The organism is Neobacillus cucumis, assembly GCF_016908975.1.
Lineage (GTDB): Bacteria > Bacillota > Bacilli > Bacillales > Cytobacillaceae > Neobacillus > Neobacillus cucumis.
The window spans coordinates 64,184-86,069 of the sequence record NZ_JAFBEX010000008.1 but is presented as its reverse complement, the minus strand read 5'-3'; the positions used below and the strand labels follow the sequence as shown (position 1 = coordinate 86,069).

Genomic DNA, 21,886 nt, shown 5'->3' with positions numbered 1-21,886 from the left:
AGGTGTTTTTGATGGAAGTTAATAAAAAAGAACTTATTCGGTTATTAGAATTCATTGCGATTTATATGGAATTGAAGGGTGAAAATCCATTTAAAGTTTCTGCTTTCCGCAAAGCAGCAAACGCACTTGAAACATATGAACGTGCAGTAACAGAAATTGAAGACTTTACAAGTATTTCCGGAATTGGTAAAGGCACCGCTGCGGTAATAGATGAGTACATAAAAGAAGGTACCTCTACTGTTTTACAAGAACTAAAGGAAGAAGTGCCTGCAGGCTTAATTCCTCTATTACAGATTCAAGGTCTTGGTGGTAAAAAAATAGCCAAGCTTTATAAGGAATTGGGTGTCGTTGATGTCGACAGTTTAAAAGAAGCTTGTCAAGCTGGACGGGTTCAGGCGCTTGCCGGGTTTGGCAAGAAAACGGAAGAGAAAATCTTAAGTGCCATCGCCAATGTGGGAACAAGACCGGAGCGGCTGCCACTTGCGTATATGCTGCCAGTTGCTGAACAAATCGAGTCAGGACTGGCGGAAATACCAGAAATTACTCGGTTTTCAAGAGCTGGGAGTTTAAGAAGAATGCGAGAAACGATTAAGGATCTCGATTTCATTATTGCTACAAACAATCCGGAAAGGGTACGCGATCACCTGCTAAATCTGCCGCACATTAAGGAAGTTATCGGTGCCGGAGAAACAAAGGTCTCAATTGTTTTGGCTCTTGATTATGACGTTTCTGTTGATTTCCGCCTCGTAAAACCTGAGGAATTTATTACAACTCTGCATCATTTTACAGGATCAAAGGACCATAATGTTCGGATGCGTCAGTTAGCGAAAGAACGCGGGGAAAAGATCAGTGAATACGGAGTCGAAAATGTCGAAACAGGTGAAATTCTTACTTTTTCATCGGAAGAAGAATTTTTCAAACATTTTGATTTGCCATTTATTCCGCCGGAAATTAGGGAGGACGGAAGAGAAGTAGAGCAATTCTCGGAGTCGGAAGAATTGATTGAACTAGCAGATATAAAAGGTGATTTGCATATGCACACCACCTGGAGTGATGGGGCTCATACCATCGAGCAAATGGTGGAGGCCTGCCGGGCCAGAGGCTACCAATACTTAGCGATTACCGATCACTCTCAGTATCTAAAGGTGGCCAACGGGCTGACACGTGAGAGATTGTTAAAGCAAAAAGAAGAAATAAAAAAATTAAATCAACGATACGATGATATTTTAATCCTTTCAGGCATTGAAATGGATATTTTACCTGATGGTACGCTTGATTTTGATGATGAATTATTGGCAGAAATGGATTTTGTGATTGCCTCCATTCATTCTGCGTTTACTCAGCCAAAGGAAAAAATTATGGAGCGGTTAAAGACTGCGCTTGAAAATGCTCATGTGGATTTAATTGCCCACCCAACCGGAAGAAAAATTGGCCGACGTGAAGGGTATGATGTCGACATTGATTTATTGATTGAATTGGCAAAAGAGACCAATACCGCACTAGAATTAAATGCCAACCCCAACCGGCTGGATTTGGCGGCAGACTATTTACGGAAAGCCCAAGAGAACGGCGTGAAGATCCTTATTAATACAGATGCCCATCAATTGGATACATTAAAGCATATGGAAATTGGCGTATCAGCTGCAAAAAAAGGCTGGATTAAGAAATCTACCGTTATAAATGCCTTAGATAAATATGAGTTACTTGAATTTTTACATCATCGATAAGAAAAGCGGAAGCGCCTTGACCAGGGGCACGAGGCTTGACGAGTCGGCGGGAAGGCTGATTTTTAGCCTTCTTGACTGAAAGCTTATGACCCGAGTCCCTATGCGCTGTAGCTAGACAACTCAAAAAGAGGGGGGAAACTCCGTGCACGAAAGAGCTTTAAAGGTTTTAGAATTTACAAAAGTAAAAGAACAGCTAATTGAACATGCCTCATCCACACTTGGGAGAGACAAAATAAAGCATTTAGTTCCATCGACGGATTTTGATGAGGTGGTCAGACTTCAAGCAGAAACAGATGAAGCGGCAACTGTTATCCGCATAAAAGGAAATGTACCGTTATCCGGTATCCATGATATTCGTGCCCATATTAAACGTTCCGTTATTGGGGGCGTTTTAAGCACGCATGAGCTGGTTCAAATTGCCAGCACAATTCATGCAAGCCGCCAAATGAAGCGATTTATTGAGGAGCTTGCGGAAGAAAGAACCGAACTTCCGATTTTATTAGAACAAGTAGCGCAGATTATTCCTCTTACAAATTTAGAACATGAAATTAAACATGCCATTGATGAAAGCGGCGAGGTTTTGGATAGCGCCAGTGACGTGCTGCGCTCATTAAGACAACAGCTTAGGTCTAGTGAGTCACGAATTCGTGAACGTTTGGAAAGTATGATTCGTTCCTCTAACGCTGCCAAAATGTTGTCCGATGCGATTGTGACCATTCGGAATGATCGTTTTGTGATTCCGGTTAAACAGGAGTATCGTGCACATTATGGCGGGATTATTCATGACCAAAGTTCATCCGGTCAAACCCTATTTATTGAGCCGCAGGTTATTGTTCAATTAAATAATCAGCTTCAAGATATTCGCGTTAAGGAACAGCTTGAAATTGAACGAATCTTGACTGAGCTATCTGCTAAAACAGCAGAATTTGAAAGCGAACTTAAGGTAATCGTCGAGACTATAGCTAATCTTGATTTTATTTTTGCCAAAGCGAAATATAGTAAAAAAATCAAGGCAACCATGCCGATCATGAATCATGAAGGCAGAATTACTTTATTTAAAGCCCGCCATCCGTTAATTCCGATTGAGGAAGTGGTGGCGAACGATATTATGCTTGGAAATGAGTACACAACCATTGTAATCACTGGTCCGAATACCGGGGGTAAAACCGTTACATTAAAAACACTAGGCTTATGCTCGTTAATGGCTCAAGCAGGGCTGCAAGTACCGGCTCAGGATGGTTCCGAGCTGGCCGTTTTTGATGACATTTTTGCTGATATTGGTGATGAGCAGTCGATTGAACAAAGTTTAAGTACGTTTTCCTCGCACATGGTCAATATTGTGGATATTCTAAAGCGAGTTGATTTTAATAGCCTTGTCTTATTTGACGAACTTGGAGCTGGAACGGATCCACAAGAAGGCGCTGCCCTAGCCATTTCCATTTTAGACGAGGTGCACAAGCGCGGGGCACGGGTTATTGCGACTACCCATTATCCTGAATTAAAGGCGTATGGCTATAATCGTGAGGGCGTATTAAATGCCAGTGTGGAGTTTAATGTAGAGACCTTAAGCCCGACGTATAAACTATTATTAGGAGTACCCGGACGGAGTAATGCCTTTGAAATTTCGAAACGGCTTGGTTTAAATGAACGGGTAATCGATGCCGCCCGCTCCCATGTAAGTGAAGATACGAATCAAATTGATAAAATGATTGCTTCCCTTGAGGAAAGTAAGCGCCAGGCTGAGCGTGAACACCAGGAAGCGCGAGACTTTTTAAAACAGGCTGAAAAGCTTCATCAAGATTTACAAAAACAAATGATGGAGTTTTATGATAAAAAAGATACCATGCTTGAACAGGCCGCTGAAAAGGCTCATGATATTGTGGATGAAGCCAAGCAAGAGGCAGAGAAGGTCATCCGCGATTTACGCAAAATGCGAACGGATAAACAGGCAGAAGTTAAAGAACATGAGCTAATTGATGCCAAAAAGCGGCTTGAACATGCAGCACCAGAAATCAAGAAATCTGAGAAGCTGTCGAATTTGAAAAATAAAAAGCATCAATTCATGCCAGGCGATGAGGTTAAAGTCTTGACCTTTGATCAAAGGGGAATCTTGGTCGATCGTGTGTCAGATAACGAATGGCAGGTTCAGATTGGGATTTTAAAGATGAAGGTTAAAGAAAAGGATATGGAGTACTTGAGTACACCTAAACAAGTGGAAACAAGACCAATGGCGATTGTCAAAGGAAGGGACACACTTGTAAAAATGGAATTAGATCTCCGTGGGGAGAGGTATGAAGACGCACTATTGAAAGTAGAAAAATATATTGATGATGCACTTCTATCAAGCTATCCGCGTGTTTCCATCATCCATGGGAAAGGTACGGGAGCCTTAAGGCAGGGGGTTCAAGAATATCTGCGAAACCATCGTTCTGTTAAAAAAATTCGCTTCGGTGATGCCGGAGAAGGTGGTACAGGTGTAACCATCGTCGAATTTAAATAATGTGGGGAGATACGTAATTGTAAGGGGAGAAAAGCGATGGAGACATTAGCTAAGGTACTAATGGGATTGTGCGCTTTATTTTTACTGATAGGCATTATTTATATGGTGTTTTTTGCATAAGATAAATCATCGCTAAAGTCATTTAGCGATGATTTTTTCAATTTTATCTTGCGAGAAAGTAGCGCAGCTTACTTTATTAAGCCTCATTGTCTATTGTTAAGCGCTGTACTATAATAGAAGAGAATTTAGAATTTTCTAATATATTTCTATAAGGGAGGTTATCATTTTGGAGTCAAAACCATGGTTGGACCTTTACCCGAAGGAAATTCCCGCCACACTAAATTACTCCACAGAACCACTTCAAGAATATTTAATCAATACTGCAAGAACATCTCCAGAGAAAAGCGCCATTCATTTTATGGGCAAGGAACTGACTTATAAACAGCTTTATGATGAAACATTAAGCCTAGCTAGTTATTTACAGAATACGATAGGTATTCAAAAAGGTGACCGGGTTGCCATCATGCTGCCAAACACTCCTCAAGCGGTGATTAGTTATTTTGGCATATTAATGGCGGGCGGAATTGTGGTTCAGACCAATCCCTTATACACCGAACGCGAACTTGAGTATCAAATGCAAGACGCGGGAGCCATTGCCATCATCACACTAGACATTCTCTATCCGCGAGTCACAAAAGTGATTCCGCAGACTCAATTACAACATATCATTGTAACCGCTATCAAAGATTACTTGCCATTTCCTAAAAATCTTGTTTACCCCTTCATCCAGAGAAAGCAATATGGGATTGTCGTAAAAGTAAAACATGAAGGAAGCTCCCATTTGTTCACTGAAATTGTCAAAACAAATTCCAAATCATTAATCCAGCACGAGTTTATGTCTGATGAAGATATTGCCTTATTACAATATACCGGCGGGACAACGGGGTTCCCGAAAGGCGTTATGCTGACCCATAAAAATTTAATTGCCAATACTTGCATGAGTGAGGCTTGGTTATATAAATGTCAACCTGGCCAAGAAAGCATTTTGGGAATATTGCCCTTCTTCCATGTCTACGGAATGACGACCGTTATGATCTTATCGATAAAGATGGCCTGTAAGATGATTCTGTTACCAAAATTTGATGCCTTAACAACCTTGAAAACGATCCATAAACAGCGCCCCACCCTTTTTCCTGGTGCGCCAACCATTTATATTGGTTTATTAAAACATCCTGATTTGAAAAAATATGACCTCTCATCTATTGATTCCTGCATCAGCGGATCCGCACCTCTTCCAGTCGAAGTACAACAAAAATTTGAAGAAGTAACTGGTGGAAAGCTCGTCGAAGGCTATGGACTTTCCGAAGCATCACCTGTAACCCATTCCAACTTTTTATGGGATGTTCCAAGGGTAAAAGGCAGTATTGGTGTTCCATATCCTGACACGGAAGCCGTTATCTTATCTGTTGAAACGGGAGAACCTTTGCCGGCCTTAGAAATTGGGGAGATTGTCATTAAAGGACCGCAAATAATGAAAGGCTATTGGAACCGTTCTAGGGAGACCGAGGAAGTTTTGAAGGACGGATGGCTTTATACCGGGGATCTTGGCTATATGGATGAAAAGGGCTATTTTTATGTCGTGGATCGCAAAAAGGATATGATTATTGCTGGAGGGTTTAATATCTATCCTAGAGAGATTGAAGAAGTGTTATATGAACATCCAGATGTGGTAGAAGCCGTTGCAGCCGGTGTTCCAGACCCTTATCGCGGGGAAACGGTTAAAGCTTATCTCGTATTGAAAGAAGGTTCTACAGTCACTTCAGAAGAGATGAACCTATTCGTTCGAAAATACTTAGCAGCCTATAAAGCACCGAGACTTTATGAATTTAGAAAGGAATTGCCGAAAACCGCAATTGGTAAAATATTAAGAAGAACCCTTGTGGAGGAAGAAAAACAAAAAATCGAGAATGAGAGAAAGAAACAAGCATAAACTTATTTTTTTTTTGAGAAAGAAAGCTTGTCAACCATAACCATTCATATTAGGATAAAAAAGATTGTTTTTCCTTGACAGGGGACCATCTAAATTTTATTATAAAAATATGAATGATGATTCATTCATATTTTCAATTTTACAGTATTAATTACGATAATTGTCTAGCTACAGTGCCTAGGGGCGACAAGGCACTTCCGCTTTTCGAATTTCTTCAAGTGGGTGGATATATTGAAAAAGAACAAACCGAAATATATGCAAATTATAGATGCTGCAGTTGTTGTGATTGCTGAAAATGGATACCATCAAGCTCAAGTTTCAAAGATTGCGAAACAGGCTGGCGTTGCGGATGGAACCATTTATCTATATTTTAAAAACAAAGAAGACATCCTTATCTCTCTCTTTGAAGAAAAAATGGGCGAATTCGTCGAAAAAATCGAAGAAAAAATAGCAGGAAAAGTGACTGCCGGAGAGAAGTTATTAATGATGATTGAAACCCATTTTCAGCTTCTATCAGAGGATCACCATATGGCTATCGTAACACAATTAGAGTTACGCCAATCAAATAAAGATCTACGCTTGAGAATCAATGAAGTTCTCAGAGGATATCTGAAGGTGATTGATAAAATTATTTTAGAAGGTAAAGAAACAGGGGAGTTTTCAAATGATCTCGATGTTCGTCTTGCCCGGCAAATGATTTTCGGGACGATTGATGAAACCGTCACATCTTGGGTAATGAACGAGGAAAAGTATGATTTAATGTCATTGGCTTCTCCAGTCCATAAACTATTGATTAATGGCTGCGGGAAAAGGTAAGAAATGTAAAGGGGGAGTTGCATTGGAATACTTGAAATGGTCGTATCAGGATCGTATAGCTACGATTACAATCGAGCGTCCACCGGCAAATGCTCTTTCATCCGGTCTGTTAAGAGAGCTTTCAGCAGTCTTGGATGAAATCGAGTCTAACCAAGAAATCGGGGTAGTCGTCATTCATGGTGAAGGGCGATTTTTTTCAGCGGGAGCCGATATAAAGGAATTTACAACTGTGACTTCATCAGAGGGATTTACAAACCTTGGAAAGTTTGGCCAGGATTTATTTGACCGAATGGAGAAATTTCCAAAACCCATCATTGCTGCGATTCATGGGGCAGCACTTGGCGGGGGACTTGAATTAGCAATGGCTTGTCATATCCGTTATGTAAGTGAAAATGCTAAACTGGGTCTTCCGGAGCTTCAATTAGGATTGATTCCAGGTTTTGCAGGGACCCAGCGTTTGCCTAGATACATTGGTGTTGCCCGTGCTGCGGAAATGCTGTTTTCCTCAGAGCCCATTACTGGACTTGAAGCGGTTCAATATGGTTTAGTCAATCGGGCCTTTCCTGAGATCCGATTATTAGAAGAAACTTATAAGTTAGCAGGAAAAATTGCAAACAAAAGTTCTGGTTCCATCCGTGCAACCATTGAATTACTCAATTATGCTAAAACAGAAGAGTTTTACGAAGGAACCAAAAGGGAATCAGAATTATTTGGTGAAGTATTTGTTTCTAAGGATGCGAAAGAAGGAATCCAAGCTTTTCTTGAAAAAAGAGAGCCAAATTTTAAAGGGGTATAACCTTTTTTGGCAGGCACACTGTCTAAAAAGTCATATAAGATTTTTTTTGCTAAAAATTTTCTCAATCTTTCGAACTGACTTAATGTTTGAATTTATTTGGAGGGGAAACCATGAACATTTATGTATTAATGAAAAGAACCTTTGATACAGAAGAGAAGATTACGATTGCAGGCGGCAAAATCAATGAGGATGGTGCGGAATTCATCATCAATCCCTATGATGAATATGCGATTGAAGAAGCAATTCAAGTTCGAGATGCAAATGGCGGAGAAGTGACCGTTATTTCAGTAGGTAATGAAGAATCGGAGAAGCAGCTGCGAACAGCTCTTGCCATGGGAGCGGATAAAGCAGTTCTCATTAATATCGAAGACGATCTAGAAAATGGCGATCAATTTACCACTGCCAAAATCATTGCTGAATACTTAAAAGATAAGAAAGCTGATTTAATCTTAGGTGGAAATGTCGCTATCGATGGCGGTTCAGGCCAAGTTGGTCCTCGTGTCGCAGAGCTGCTTAATATACCATACGTGACGACGATTACAAAGTTAGAAATTAACGGTACTAGCGTAACGGTAACTCGTGATGTAGAGGGAGACTCAGAAGTGATTGAAACCAGCCTGCCACTATTGGTTACAGCGCAGCAAGGACTTAACGAACCGCGTTACCCATCCTTACCAGGGATCATGAAGGCAAAGAAAAAGCCGCTTGATGAATTAGAGCTAGATGATCTTGACCTAGAAGAAGACGATGTAGAGGCAAAAACGAAGACCATTGAAATCTACTTGCCGCCTAAGAAAGAAGCTGGAAAAGTTTTAGCTGGCGATTTAAAGGACCAAGTAAAAGAACTGGTTCATCTTCTTCATACAGAAGCGAAAGTAATCTAATCCATTCACATAAAAAAAGTTTTTCAGGAGGGGAAAAGCATGTCAAGAAAAGTATTGGTACTTGGAGAAGTTCGCGACGGATCATTACGTAATGTGTCTTTCGAAGCCATTGCTGCAGCTAAAACAGTAGCAGAGGGCGGAGAAGTGGTTGGGGTATTAATCGGTGAATCTGTAAGCGCTTTAGGGACAGAGTTAATCCAATATGGTGCGGACCGCGTGGTGGCTGTTGAGAATGGGAAATTGAAACAATATACCTCTGACGGTTTTGCGCAAGCTTTATTGGCAGTCATTAACCAAGAAAAACCAGAAGGATTAGTCCTAGGTCATACAGCATTAGGAAAAGACCTAGCACCGCGAATAGCTGGGAAACTTTCTTCCGGCCTAATTTCGGATGCGACTGCAATAGAAGTAGCAGGCGGTAACATTGTGTTTACAAGACCCATCTACTCGGGGAAAGCATTTGAAAAGAAAATTGTGACCGATGGTCTGATTTTTGCAACCGTTCGTCCAAATAATATTACACCATTAGAAAAGGAGGAAAGCAGGACGGGGGATGTATCATCACTTTCTGTTGATATTAAGGATCTTCGCGCCATTATCAAAGAAGTGGTCAGAAAAGCAAGTGAAGGTGTGGATTTAAGTGAAGCAAAGGTGGTTGTGTCTGGCGGTCGAGGTGTGAAGAGTGCGGAAGGATTTGCACCATTGAAGGAATTAGCTCAAGTGTTAGGCGGAGCAGTTGGCGCTTCTCGTGGTGCTTGTGATGCGGACTATTGTGACTATTCCTTGCAAATTGGTCAGACTGGAAAAGTGGTTACACCAGACCTCTATATTGCCTGCGGAATTTCTGGGGCTATTCAACACTTAGCAGGAATGTCCAACTCCAAAGTGATTGTAGCCATTAACAAAGACCCCGAAGCCAATATCTTTAAAGTGGCGGACTATGGAATTGTCGGAGATTTATTTGAAGTCGTTCCATTATTAACAGAAGAATTCAGAAAACTAAAAGTTCACTCTTAAGAATTGATTGTGTTGTTGTAGTCATAGTTGCTTTTATAACCATGTTGATTGGAGCGGAAGGCGCTCGACTCCTCGAAAATGATATCGCATTTTCTTCGTGCGTGGGTGGACTCGAGGAAGAAAATCAATGTCCTGCGGGAGTACGGGGCAGGGGAGACCCCGCAGGCGCTAAAAGCGCTGAGGAGACTCCCCGGCACGCCCGCGGGTTTGCTGAGCGCCTCGAGCGGAAATCAACATTCAAGATGATATGATGGTTTACGGACTGACAATCAAGTAAATACTAAAAGCGGGCTGAGTTTTCTGCCCGCTTTTTCATATGGTAAAGAATAGAATACTTAGAGTAAAACAGGGAAAATTATTTGAGACATATTATTAGCGTGATATGACAAATAAATGTTATACTTTCCGTAGTATTTCAGTAATTATAAGGAGGGTCAATATAAATGGCTATTTCACACGTAACAGATCAAAGCTTCGCGACTGAAACAGGTTCAGGCCTTGTGCTTGTTGATTTCTGGGCACCATGGTGCGGACCTTGTAAAATGATCGCTCCAGTTCTTGAAGAACTTGACGCTGAAATGGGCGATAAAGTAAAAATCACTAAGCTTGATGTGGATGAAAACCCACAAACAGCTTCCAACTTTGGCGTTATGAGTATTCCAACATTGTTGGTATTCAAAGACGGCGAAGTGGTTGATAAAGTGGTTGGCTTCCAACCTAAAGATGCATTAGCAAGCGTATTAGAAAAGCACGTATAATCTAATAGCAAAAAATAGACCTTAGCTAAAGACACTTTGGCTAAGGTCTATTTTTATATAAGAAAAAAATTCTGACTTTGAGAATTGTCCAGCTACAGCGCCTAGCGGCTAGTGTCCTTCGTGCTCCGCCCTACGATAAGTCAACATGTCGTGTTTCCTTTATCTCAGTTGGAGCACATCACAAGGAACGCTTCGGCAGCATAAGCACCGCACGGAGGAAAAGCGATAGCTTTTCCGAGGAGGCCATACGCCGCTAACCAGGGCGCTTCCGCTTTTCTTATTTTACAAAAACCTCCTCTTCCATTTATGAACGGTTTGATTTAAAATTTTAGAGATATAGAATTTTGACGGAGGAGTGGCCGGAATGAATGAAACGATAAAGCAAAAATTAACGCTGCTGCCTGACCAGCCTGGCTGCTACTTAATGAAGGACCGTCAGGGAACGATCATTTATGTGGGCAAAGCGAAAATATTAAAGAACCGTGTTCGATCCTATTTCAACGGTTCACATGATGGAAAAACATTAAGACTAGTGAATGAAATTGAGGACTTTGAATACATTGTTACCTCTTCCAATATAGAAGCGTTACTGCTTGAATTAAACCTGATCAAAAAGTACGACCCTAAATACAATATTATGCTAAAGGATGACAAAACGTATCCGTTTATTAAACTTACGGCGGAACGGCATCCGAAACTAATTATTACGAGAAAAGTAAAAAAAGATAAAGGGAAATATTTTGGGCCATACCCAAATGTCGGGGCGGCAAACGAGACCAAAAAGCTACTCGATCGCATCTATCCGCTCCGGAAATGTGCGACCCTGCCAGATCGGGTCTGCTTGTACTACCATCTAGGGCAGTGCCTGGCACCATGTGTGTATGAAGTGACTGGTGAACAATATAAGCAAATGACCGATGAAATTACTCGCTTTTTAAATGGCGGATATAAGGAAATTAAGAATGAGCTGACAGAAAAAATGACAGCGGCAGCCGAAGAACTAGATTTTGAGCGTGCGAAGGAATACCGAGATAAAATCGTTCATATCGAGACCATCATGGAAAAGCAAAAAATTACGATGACAGATTTCACGGATCGTGATGTGTTTGGGTATGCTGTCGATAAAGGATGGATGTGTGTCCAAGTCTTTTTTGTCCGTCAAGGTAAGTTAATTGAGCGGGATGTTTCAATGTTCCCGATTTATAATGAGCCGGAAGAAGAAATCTTAACATTCCTTGGTCAATTTTATACAAAAACCAATCATTTTAAGCCAAAGGAAATCCTTATTCAAGACGAAGTGGATCTTCAAATGGCAGAACAACTGCTAGAAGTAAAAGTTCTGCAGCCGCAAAGAGGAGCCAAAAAGGATCTTGTGAAAATGGCGATAAAAAATGCCAATATTGCCCTAATGGAAAAGTTTTCACTCATCGAGAAGGATGAAGAAAGAACCATTAAAGCGGTTGAGAATCTGGGGGAACTCCTCGGGATTTATACCCCGCATCGTATTGAATCATTTGATAACTCCAATATTCAAGGAACAGACCCTGTATCTGCAATGGTTGTTTTTACAGATGGAAAAGCAAATAAACGGGAATATCGAAAATACAAGATCAAGTCGGTACAAGGTCCAGATGATTATGAATCTATGCGTGAAGTAACAAGAAGAAGGTATTCGAGGGCCTTAAAAGAAAATCTGCCGCTTCCGGATTTAATTATTATTGATGGAGGAAAAGGTCATGTGGAAGCAGTTCGGGATGTGTTAGAAAATGAACTGGGGTTAGACATTCCTCTCGCAGGTCTTGTGAAGGATGAGAAGCACCGTACTTCGCAGCTGCTGTATGGAAACCCGCTTGAAATTGTCCCATTAGCCAGAAATAGCCAAGAGTTTTACTTGCTGCAACGGATTCAAGATGAAGTTCACCGTTTTGCGATCACGTTCCACCGGCAGATTCGCGGTAAAAGTGCCTTCCAATCCTTACTTGACGATATACCAGGGATTGGTGAAAAACGCAAAAAATTATTATTAAAACAGTTTGGTTCTGTAAAAAAAATGAAGGAAGCCACGCTAGAGGATTTCACTGCACTTGGTATACCAACCAATGTAGCAGAAGAATTAATCGAGAAACTTCGTTCGTAACGGTTGTCAGAAAAAAATGTTCATGCTATAATAATGAAAATTTAATCAGTCACTTTATCATAATAAAGTGAAGGTAGAGGTGCGAGATTCAATAGTAATGATTCTGAGAAGGGTGAGCTTCGATGAAGAATCATGAAAGGGAAGATTCGCCGAAGTGAAGAAGGGCTCATATCCTTTTTCGCTGGTTCTGTATTGAAGAAATCCAGAATTGTCAAGACCTTTTTGTCTTGGAGAGCTATCTTAACGTTATTTGTACAGGAATTTTTATGTTTCGTGTTCAAAAAGCAATGAGATAACTTTCTCATTGCTTTTTTTATTTTACTAGTATACTAGTTACAGCAAATGGAAAGTAGGGAAAATGATGGGGTTAGTTGTTCAAAAATTTGGCGGCACTTCAGTTGGAAGTGTTGAGAGAATATTAAATGTAGCATCATATGTAAGAGAAGAAAAAGAGCGGGGCAATAATGTGGTCGTTGTTGTTTCTGCAATGGGAAAATCAACAGACCAACTAGTTCGCTTGGCTAATGATATTACGAGGGAGCCGAGCAAGCGTGAAATGGATATGCTCTTGTCTACAGGAGAGCAAGTCACGATTGCTTTACTTTCGATGGCCTTACAACAACAAGGGCTTGAAGCTGTTTCCTTCACAGGTTGGCAGGCTGGGATTGTTACGGAACCTGTTCATGGAAATGCCCGAATTTCCCAAATCAATACAGAAGCCATCCAAGCCCAGCTATCTGCCGGGAAAGTTGTTATTGTTGCCGGCTTCCAAGGAGTCACAGAGGATGGTCAAATTACAACGCTTGGACGCGGTGGTTCAGATACAACCGCAGTTGCTTTAGCCGCAGCGTTAAAAGCTGATAAATGTGATATATTTACTGACGTAACCGGAGTGTTTACGACAGACCCAAGATATGTGAAAGATGCACGGAAACTATTATCGGTTTCATATGATGAAATGCTCGAACTTGCCAATTTAGGTGCAGGTGTGCTCCATCCAAGAGCAGTAGAGTTTGCGAAAAATTATCATGTACAGCTGGTTGTACGATCAAGTATGGAAAAAGTAGAAGGAACTGTCATAGAGGAGGAAGCAACAATGGAACAAAATCTAGTCGTACGTGGAGTGGCATTTGAGGACGAAATTACAAGGGTGACCGTATTGGGCTTGACTAACTCGCTTACAAGTTTATCAACGATCTTCACCACTTTAGCACAAAATCATCTTAACGTTGATATCATTATTCAAAGTACTACCGAAAAAGGAAGTGAGAGTCTTTCATTCTCGATTCATACAAATGATTTGATGGAAACGGTGAAGGTCCTAGAAGCAAATAAAGTAGAACTTGGCTACGAACAGCTGGATGCAGAAAATAAATTAGCCAAGGTATCTATTGTTGGGTCAGGAATGATTTCGAATCCGGGCGTCGCTGCGAAAATGTTCAAGGTGCTTGCCGAAAATGATATCCAAATCAAAATGGTCAGCACATCGGAAATCAAGGTCTCAGCAGTAGTGAAAGAAGAGGATATGCTAAAAGCAGTCGAAGCCCTGCACACAGCATTTGAACTAGGTCAACAATAGAAGAAAAGCGTAAGGCGCTTAGCCTTCGGCGACAAGCACAAGACGAGCCGGCCGAAAGGTTGTTCTTTAACCTTTTGGACGGATTGATCTAAATGTGGAGGCGACTGTATTGGGACGGAGGCATAAGACGCACCCTGTAAGAAGGCGTTTTTTGCCTTCTTCAGGGGGTGGCTTATGACTTGAGTCCCAAGGAGCCGCAACTGGATATGCTTGTGACCTCGAGCCGATGGCGCCTGGAGCTGGATAATTCTCGAAGTCGAAATTTATATTTTCATATGATAATGAAAAAAAGGGTGTCAGGCACCCTTTTTTTCCGCTTTTCTTAATCTAAGTAGTCTTTGCTGTCCCATTTGACGGTGAATAGTACTGTGTTTCCTTTTTTGATGGGATGTTCGAAGGCTTCAGCGACGACTCCTTTTTGAAGTTCCATTTGTTGGGCAAGAAAGCCTGCTTCAAGCTGGAAGAAATGCTCTGCCTTTGATTTTACCCGCGAAACAAGTAATGGACTTAATAATTCAATCTCGATTTCGTTTTTTACTTCTTTTTTAACGTCGAGCTGTCCCCACGAAGCATTATGGAAAAATTCAATAACTTGGTCAAAATCTTCTAATGGGTACTTCCGGGCCAGGCGCTTTCCTGCCCAATAAAGGATCTCCGGTGTATCTTTACCAAGAATTTCAGGCAGGAGGATTTCTCGAATTAACTCATACCCAAAAAGGGATATTGTGCGTGGTTCCTCTGGGTTTATATTTACATCGATGACAGTACTTTCTTTCAATATACTTCCCCTCTTTCTATCATTCTATTATATACAATTTAAGGCGGATTTCGTTAATGTTTTACCTGATAAATAAATTATTGCAAAATATTTTATCTATTTTTCATCATAATTATTATGACCTGTAGAAAATAATTATTAACAGTTAGATGTTGGAAAATGTTTGAGAAATATTGGATTATTACATAACAAAACAGAAAAAATGCAACTGTTATATAAATTGTTATATAAATTATTATAATATCAATATATTTAAAAAATTTTATATTTTTGCTAAAGATTCTGTATCCGGTTTCTTGACGCTCTCAAATCTTGGGAGTAAAATGAACATGTCACATAATTGTCACAGTGGTGATAATTACAGATTTTATAAAGGGATATAAAAGGAAACAGCAAAAAACATTTTTTGAAAACTAAAAGGGGGGTAAAAAAAATGGCGGGTAATCGAGAGTTTGTTAATCGAAGATTGCACTCATTACTTGGAGTAATTCCGATTGGACTATTTGTGACGCAGCATCTTGTCGTCAACCATTATGTTACAGGAGGACCTGAATCTTTTAATAAGGCTGCAGGTTTCATGGAAAATCTGCCTTTCAAGATTGTCCTAGAAACAGTACTTATCTATTTACCATTGTTATATCATGCAATTTATGGACTTTATATTGCTTTTACATCTTCTAGCAATATTAATAGATTTGGTACTTTTAGAAACTGGATGTACGTATTGCAGCGTATAACAGGCGTGATTACGCTGATTTTCCTTGCGTGGCATGTTTGGGAAACACGTATAGCTGCAGCAATGGGAACTGAAATAAATTATGATATGATGCATGATATTTTATCATCTCCATTTATGTTTGGTTTCTATTTAGTTGGGATTCTTTCAGCCATTTTCCACTTTGCGAATGGCTTATGGTCATTCCTAGTCAGCTGGGGGATTGTTGTATCACCGCGTTCACAACTTATTACTACTTATGTGACAATCGGTGTGTTTGTTGTCCTCTCATTTGTTGGAATTCAAACATTAATTGCTTTTGTATCTTAATAGATTAGCGTCGGAAAAATATTCGAAAGTTGGATTAGAGGAGTGAGTCACGAATGAGTAAAGGTAAAGTGATCGTAGTCGGCGGCGGCCTTGCAGGCTTAATGGCTACAATCAAAGTGGCAGAATCAGGAACACCGGTTGAACTTTTTTCACTAGTACCGGTTAAACGTTCTCACTCTGTTTGTGCCCAAGGCGGTATTAATGGAGCGGTAAATACAAAGGGTGAAGGGGACTCCCCATGGATTCACTTTGACGATACCATTTATGGTGGAGATTTCTTAGCGAACCAGCCTCCGGTTAAGGCGATGTGTGACGCTGCACCTGGAATTATTAATCTTTTTGACCGTATGGGAGTTATGTTTAACCGTACCCCTGAAGGTCTACTAGACTTCCGTCGATTTGGTGGTACGCAGCATCACCGTACAGCATTTGCCGGTGCCACAACCGGTCAGCAGCTTCTCTATGCGCTCGATGAGCAGGTTCGCCGTCATGAAGTGGACGGTTTGGTCACCAAATATGAAGGCTGGGAATTCCTTGGAGCGGTATTGGATGATGAAGAAGTGTGCCGTGGAGTGGTATGCCAAAACTTAAAAACAATGGAAATCAAATCTTTTGCCGCTGATGCTGTTATCATGGCAACAGGTGGTCCTGGGATTATTTTTGGGAAGTCAACGAACTCCGTTATTAATACAGGATCTGCTGCATCGATTGTTTATCAGCAAGGTGCTTATTATGCAAATGGTGAAATGATTCAAATCCATCCAACTGCTATCCCTGGTGATGATAAGCTTCGCCTAATGAGTGAATCTGCTCGTGGTGAAGGCGGCCGTATCTGGACATACAAGGACGGAAAACCATGGTACTTCTTGGAGGAAAAATATCCTGCCTATGGAAACCTCGTACCTCGTGATATTGCAACTCGTGAAATTTTTGATGTGTGTGTTCGTCAAAAGCTTGGTATTAACGGTGAAAACATGGTATTCCTTGATTTATCACACAAGGATCCACATGAATTAGATGTAAAACTAGGCGGAATTATTGAAATCTATGAAAAATTCATGGGTGATAATCCACGAAAAGTACCAATGAAAATTTTCCCTGCTGTTCACTATTCAATGGGCGGACTTTGGGTTGATTATGATCAAATGACAAGCATCAAAGGTTTATTTGCTGCCGGTGAGTGTGACTATTCACAGCACGGTGCAAACCGTCTTGGTGCAAACTCCTTGTTATCAGCGGTTTACGGCGGCATGGTAGCAGGACCAAATGTTGTGAAATATATTGAAGGACTTGAAAAAAGTTCAGAGACCATTTCTTCTACTGTATTTGATCGTCATGTGAAAGAACAGGAAGAAAAATGGAATAATATCATGTCTTTAGATGGTAAGGAAAATGCCTATGTTCTTCATAAAGAGCTTGGCGAATGGATGACAGATAACGTAACCGTTGTCCGTTATAATGACAATCTGTTAAAGACAGATGAAAAGATTCAAGAACTATTGGAGCGTTATCAAAACATTAATATCAATGATACATCGAAATGGAGCAACCAAGGAGCTGCGTTCACAAGACAATTACAAAACATGCTGCAATTGGCACGGGTGATTACGATTGGTGCATATAACCGAAATGAGAGCCGTGGTGCACATTATAAACCTGATTTCCCTGAACGTAATGATGAGGAATTCATGAAAACAACGATGGCGAAATTTGTTGATTCTAAAACTGCTCCTGCTTTCCATTACGAAGAGATCGACGTTTCGTTAATTAAACCAAGAAAGCGCGATTACACAACAAAACATTAATCGAAAGGGGAGTAGAGAAACATGTCTGAAAATAAAAAGGTAACTTTTATTATTACTCGTCAAGATAGCCCAGATGCTGCTCCTTATGAGGAGACATTCGAAATTCCATATCGTCCGAATATGAACGTTATTTCGGCCTTAATGGAAATTCGTAAAAATCCAGTAAACGTACAAGGGAAAGCGACCACCCCCGTGACTTGGGAAATGAACTGTCTTGAAGAGGTTTGTGGTGCATGTTCAATGGTTATTAACGGGAAGCCTCGTCAATCTTGCTCGGCATTGGTTGATCAATTAGAGCAGCCGATTCGCTTAGCACCGATGAAAACATTCCCTGTTGTTCGTGACCTTTCCGTTGACCGTAGCAGAATGTTTGATTCATTGAAAAAAGTTAAAGCATGGATTCCGATTGATGGAACCTACGATTTAGGACCAGGACCACGGATGCCGGAAAGAAAACGTCAGTGGGCATATGAACTTTCCAAGTGTATGACCTGCGGTGTTTGTTTAGAGGCTTGTCCAAATGTGAACAGTAAAACAAACTTCATGGGTCCGGCTGTATTTAATCAGGTTCGCCTATTTAACGCTCATCCAACTGGCGAAATGAATGCGGCAGAGCGTTTAAATGCTTTTATGGAGGATGGCGGTATGCAGGGCTGCGGTAACTCCCAAAACTGCGTTCAAGCATGTCCAAAAGGGATTCCAATTACGACTTCGATTGCCGCTGTTAACCGTGCTGCAACGATGCAAGCATTTAGAAACTTCTTTGGAAGCGACAATAATATCTAACAGTTTACATTTAAGAACCTTCTTTTCTAATTAGCAAAGAAGGTTCTTTTTTTTTTACAGGAAGTTTCTTTGGTCCTTACGTGAAAATTTTTGTTATACTTATAGAAATGAACTATGAAAAAAGAAAGGTATTTAACGGTGAAAAAAAAACTTCCCTTGTTTATCATTTTAATTGGGCTGCTTCTTTTAGGTACTAGCCTCTGGCAGTCTACCCAAACCAAGATACAAACTAATCATGCTTTAGAGAAGGCAAAGAAGCTGATTAGCAAAAAACAGTCACTACCTGCAGCTGTTAATAAGAAAATCGAACAGAGCGCACCTCCAAAAACAGGGGACACAGTGGGTCTTCTAAAAATATCAAAGATAAAAGCCGAACTAGCCATTGTGGAAGGAACTAATCCTGATGATCTAAAAAAGGGTGTGGGTCATTATAAAGGCTCTTATCTTCCTGGAGATAAGGGACAAATTGTTTTGTCAGGTCATCGTGATACCGTTTTTCGCAAATTAGGTGAGTTAAAAATAGGTGATCAACTAATAATGGAAATGCCTAATGGGAATTTCACCTACGAAATCACCAAAACAAAAATTGTGAAGGCGAACGACTTGAGCATCATTACCTTGCAACATAAACAGGAAGAGTTAATTCTGACCACTTGCTATCCATTTCATTATGTTGGAAATGCTCCAAAACGATACATTATTTATGCGAAGCCCATTAAAAACTAAAAAGTACAGGTTTTTTTAAAAAAGATGGAATAATTTATTAACTTTTTCATAAAAAAAGAACTCCTTGATGTAAATATAGTCACTCCATTTGTATCGGTTACATAAGATATGGTGACTAAATATATACCCATCCCACGATACATTACTGGCGACGGCAAGGAGGGTTACAGTACTTGAAGGAGAATGATTATAATCACAAGCCATTACTCACCAAACGCGAAAGAGAAGTATTCGAATTACTAGTACAAGACAAAACAACAAAAGAAATCGCTGGTGAATTATTTATAAGCGAGAAAACAGTAAGGAATCACATTTCAAATGCCATGCAAAAGCTTGGTGTCAAGGGGCGTTCACAAGCTGTTGTAGAGCTCCTTCGAATGGGAGAGCTTGAACTATAAGAATGACCGGTTCCATTTTGGAGCCGGTTCATTTTTGCTAAAAAGTTTTATTGGAAAAATAAAATAGATTGTTTATTTTTACTTATGGCATGACAAAATGAATCGGAAACCTTTTTCGTGTAAAGGTTGGTATATATATTTACATAAGATATTGGCAAATAGTAGAAATATATTGAAAGATTTATCAGCAAAACTTAAAATGAAGATAACGTGTTGATAGACGGATGATCAGAGGAGAAAGGAACTGAAGGAGAAAGATGAACAGTCCTGTCGAAGAGATTAAAAGTGAAAAGAGAATACTCTTATTAAAATATTTGAAAAAAAATCACAGCAGGTATGAGACGCTTTTCTCATACAATGAAGATAGTATATTTGTACTAGATATAGAAGGGCATGTTGTTCAGTCAAATCCAACATTCCAGCAGTTAACAGGTTATTCGCATACGGAAGTGGATGAAAAGTTAAAACTTCAGTTGCTTTTTCCTATAGACCAGATCAATAGGGTGTTTCACCATTTCAGTAATGCGGTCTTAGGTCGATTTCCAAACTTTGATTGTAAAATCATTACTAAAATAGGGGAAATCTTTGATTTAAATATTTCCTTTATCCCCATCAGTGTGGATGATCAAATCGTAGGGGTTTGGGCCGTCGGAAAAGACATTACAGAATTAAAAAGAAAAAAAGAAGAAATAAGAAAAGTAGAAGAGATGCAGCGTGTTTTAACGGATAATATTCTTGATGTTATTATCAGTACAAATCTGCAAGGGGAAATTGTCTATGTATCTCCTTCCAGTGAATATATTCTCGGTTATGAGCCAAATGAAATCATCAACCAAAACGTCTTAGCCTTGGTCCATTCTGATGACGTCAAAAATGCATTCGATAATCGAAAAAAGGTACTCTCAAGCCAAGAAAATGGACGAGATTCGTTTCGGATTCGTAAAAAGAGCGGTGAATATATTTGGGTTGAATCACTAAGTAAACCGATTATTGCCCATGATACCCTGCATGTTTTAGAGATTGTCAGTGTCATTAGAGATATAACCGAACGTAAAAAGGTAGAAGAAGAAGCCAAAAAACGAGAAGAAACCTATCGGAATTTAGTCGAATATTCACCCGATGCAGTGATTATTGCAAAAGATTCCCTAATCCTGTTTATAAATGAAACAGGGGCTAGATTGTTTGGGGCAGCTAATAAAAGGGAAATCTTTAACAAGACATTAGACGAAATGGTTCATCCTGATTTCCATCAGATTGCCAAGGAACGGGAATTAAATGTGATGGCAGGTCATGTCACTGAATTCACAGAATTTAAATTGCTCCGGTTAGACGGATCTGAATTTGTGGCAGAGGTGAAAGGCATCCCGACTATTTATGAGAACCAACTTGCCAGACATATTATTATTCGCGATATTACCGAACGAAAAAAGACACATGAACTCCTTCTTAATTCAGAAAAATTAAGTGTAGCAGGACAGCTTGCCGCAGGTATTGCCCATGAAGTGCGAAACCCGCTTACCGCGATTAAAGGGTTTCTTCAAATTATGGAGACAGAGGATAATAATCATAAATCATTCTTTGAAATCATTCAGTCTGAAATGGATCGAATTGAACTCATTTTAAGTGAACTGTTAGTACTAGCTAAACCACATGAATTAAAGTTTAATGCTGTTGATCTAATTACCTTGTTGGAAAATGTCAAAACATTAATCGATACTCAAGCCGTTTTAAATGGGATTCAGATTACACTGAATTACAATATTCATAACCTAACGATCCATTGTGATCAGAATCAGTTAAAGCAGTTATTTATTAATTTATTAAAAAATGCAGTGGAAGCCATGCCTGATGGCGGGAACATCACCATTGAGGTAAAGCAATACGGTTTCAGTATGGTTAAGATTTATTTTAAGGACACAGGAAGGGGTATGCCCCAAGAAATCTTAAAACGTGTCGGAGAGCCTTTTTTTACGACCAAACAGGATGGTACTGGCCTCGGAATTATGATTTCAAAACAAATTGTAGAAAATCATGGTGGAAACATCAATATTTGGAGCGATGAGCAGGGCACGATTATTGAATTAATTCTTCCTATTGCAAGTGAACGGCTACATTAAAAAATAAAAACCGGCCCCTGTATCAGG

17 protein-coding genes and 1 riboswitch are annotated in these 21,886 nt (G+C 40.0%); of the genes, 16 read left to right on the top strand and 1 reads right to left on the bottom strand.

Annotated elements, in window-relative coordinates; translation table 11 throughout:
• Nucleotides 1-11 precede the first annotated feature (11 nt).
• The 10 genes from polX to JOC76_RS12135 all read left to right on the top strand — a co-directional run bounded on the left by polX (nucleotide 12) and on the right by JOC76_RS12135 (nucleotide 14,204).
• Nucleotides 12-1,727, top strand: a complete 1,716-nt coding sequence (gene polX, locus JOC76_RS12180; protein WP_205177919.1) for a DNA polymerase/3'-5' exonuclease PolX — start codon at nucleotides 12-14, stop codon at nucleotides 1,725-1,727.
• 142 nt (nucleotides 1,728-1,869) lie between these two features.
• Nucleotides 1,870-4,227, top strand: coding sequence for an endonuclease MutS2 (locus JOC76_RS12175; protein ID WP_205177918.1), 2,358 nt, complete (start codon nucleotides 1,870-1,872; stop codon nucleotides 4,225-4,227).
• 283 nt (nucleotides 4,228-4,510) lie between these two features.
• The gene (locus JOC76_RS12170; protein WP_205178212.1) at nucleotides 4,511-6,217 is read left to right on the top strand and encodes an AMP-binding protein; all 1,707 of its coding nucleotides are present in this window, start codon (nucleotides 4,511-4,513) and stop codon (nucleotides 6,215-6,217) included.
• 231 nt (nucleotides 6,218-6,448) lie between these two features.
• The gene (gene fadR / locus JOC76_RS12165) at nucleotides 6,449-7,033 is read left to right on the top strand and encodes a fatty acid metabolism transcriptional regulator FadR (protein ID WP_205177916.1); all 585 of its coding nucleotides are present in this window, start codon (nucleotides 6,449-6,451) and stop codon (nucleotides 7,031-7,033) included.
• A gap of 22 nt (nucleotides 7,034-7,055) precedes the next feature.
• Complete coding sequence (locus JOC76_RS12160; RefSeq protein WP_205177914.1) at nucleotides 7,056-7,829, top strand: enoyl-CoA hydratase; 774 nt, start codon at nucleotides 7,056-7,058, stop codon at nucleotides 7,827-7,829.
• Nucleotides 7,830-7,939: 110 nt separating this feature from the next.
• Nucleotides 7,940-8,713 carry an electron transfer flavoprotein subunit beta/FixA family protein gene (locus JOC76_RS12155; RefSeq protein WP_205177913.1) on the top strand — a complete coding sequence of 258 codons (774 nt, stop codon included), beginning with the start codon at nucleotides 7,940-7,942 and terminating at the stop codon, nucleotides 8,711-8,713.
• A 39-nt stretch (nucleotides 8,714-8,752) separates the two neighbouring features.
• Nucleotides 8,753-9,730, top strand: a complete 978-nt coding sequence (locus JOC76_RS12150) for an electron transfer flavoprotein subunit alpha/FixB family protein (protein WP_205177912.1) — start codon at nucleotides 8,753-8,755, stop codon at nucleotides 9,728-9,730.
• A 443-nt stretch (nucleotides 9,731-10,173) separates the two neighbouring features.
• Nucleotides 10,174-10,488 (top strand): thioredoxin, encoded by a 315-nt coding sequence (gene trxA, locus JOC76_RS12145; protein WP_205177911.1) that lies wholly within the window; start codon nucleotides 10,174-10,176, stop codon nucleotides 10,486-10,488.
• 364 nt (nucleotides 10,489-10,852) lie between these two features.
• On the top strand, nucleotides 10,853-12,625 hold the full coding sequence (uvrC, locus tag JOC76_RS12140; RefSeq protein ID WP_205177910.1) for an excinuclease ABC subunit UvrC: 1,773 nt from the start codon (nucleotides 10,853-10,855) through the stop codon (nucleotides 12,623-12,625).
• 66 nt (nucleotides 12,626-12,691) lie between these two features.
• A riboswitch (Lysine riboswitch) is annotated at nucleotides 12,692-12,871 on the top strand.
• A 115-nt stretch (nucleotides 12,872-12,986) separates the two neighbouring features.
• The gene (locus JOC76_RS12135; protein WP_205177909.1) at nucleotides 12,987-14,204 is read left to right on the top strand and encodes an aspartate kinase; all 1,218 of its coding nucleotides are present in this window, start codon (nucleotides 12,987-12,989) and stop codon (nucleotides 14,202-14,204) included.
• A gap of 322 nt (nucleotides 14,205-14,526) precedes the next feature.
• On the opposite strand, the gene JOC76_RS12130 is transcribed toward JOC76_RS12135, so the two are convergent.
• Nucleotides 14,527-14,982, bottom strand: a complete 456-nt coding sequence (locus JOC76_RS12130) for a YslB family protein (protein ID WP_205177908.1) — start codon at nucleotides 14,980-14,982, stop codon at nucleotides 14,527-14,529.
• A 433-nt stretch (nucleotides 14,983-15,415) separates the two neighbouring features.
• Here JOC76_RS12130 and JOC76_RS12125 point away from each other — a divergent pair, with 433 nt between their 5' ends.
• The 6 genes from JOC76_RS12125 (at nucleotide 15,416) to JOC76_RS12100 (ending at nucleotide 21,859) form a co-directional block, all read left to right on the top strand.
• Nucleotides 15,416-16,027 carry a succinate dehydrogenase cytochrome b558 subunit gene (locus tag JOC76_RS12125; RefSeq protein ID WP_205177906.1) on the top strand — a complete coding sequence of 204 codons (612 nt, stop codon included), beginning with the start codon at nucleotides 15,416-15,418 and terminating at the stop codon, nucleotides 16,025-16,027.
• Nucleotides 16,028-16,080: 53 nt separating this feature from the next.
• Nucleotides 16,081-17,832, top strand: coding sequence for a succinate dehydrogenase flavoprotein subunit (gene sdhA, locus JOC76_RS12120; protein ID WP_205177904.1), 1,752 nt, complete (start codon nucleotides 16,081-16,083; stop codon nucleotides 17,830-17,832).
• A gap of 21 nt (nucleotides 17,833-17,853) precedes the next feature.
• On the top strand, nucleotides 17,854-18,618 hold the full coding sequence (sdhB, locus tag JOC76_RS12115) for a succinate dehydrogenase iron-sulfur subunit (RefSeq protein WP_205177902.1): 765 nt from the start codon (nucleotides 17,854-17,856) through the stop codon (nucleotides 18,616-18,618).
• 114 nt (nucleotides 18,619-18,732) lie between these two features.
• A complete protein-coding gene (gene srtD, locus JOC76_RS12110) occupies nucleotides 18,733-19,344 on the top strand; it encodes a class D sortase, LPxTATN-specific (RefSeq protein ID WP_239557703.1) in 612 nt (203 codons plus the stop codon).
• A gap of 173 nt (nucleotides 19,345-19,517) precedes the next feature.
• On the top strand, nucleotides 19,518-19,742 hold the full coding sequence (gene gerE, locus JOC76_RS12105) for a spore germination transcription factor GerE (protein WP_007087335.1): 225 nt from the start codon (nucleotides 19,518-19,520) through the stop codon (nucleotides 19,740-19,742).
• Nucleotides 19,743-20,056: 314 nt separating this feature from the next.
• Nucleotides 20,057-21,859 carry a PAS domain-containing sensor histidine kinase gene (locus JOC76_RS12100; protein WP_205177900.1) on the top strand — a complete coding sequence of 601 codons (1,803 nt, stop codon included), beginning with the start codon at nucleotides 20,057-20,059 and terminating at the stop codon, nucleotides 21,857-21,859.
• Nucleotides 21,860-21,886: the final 27 nt, after the last annotated feature.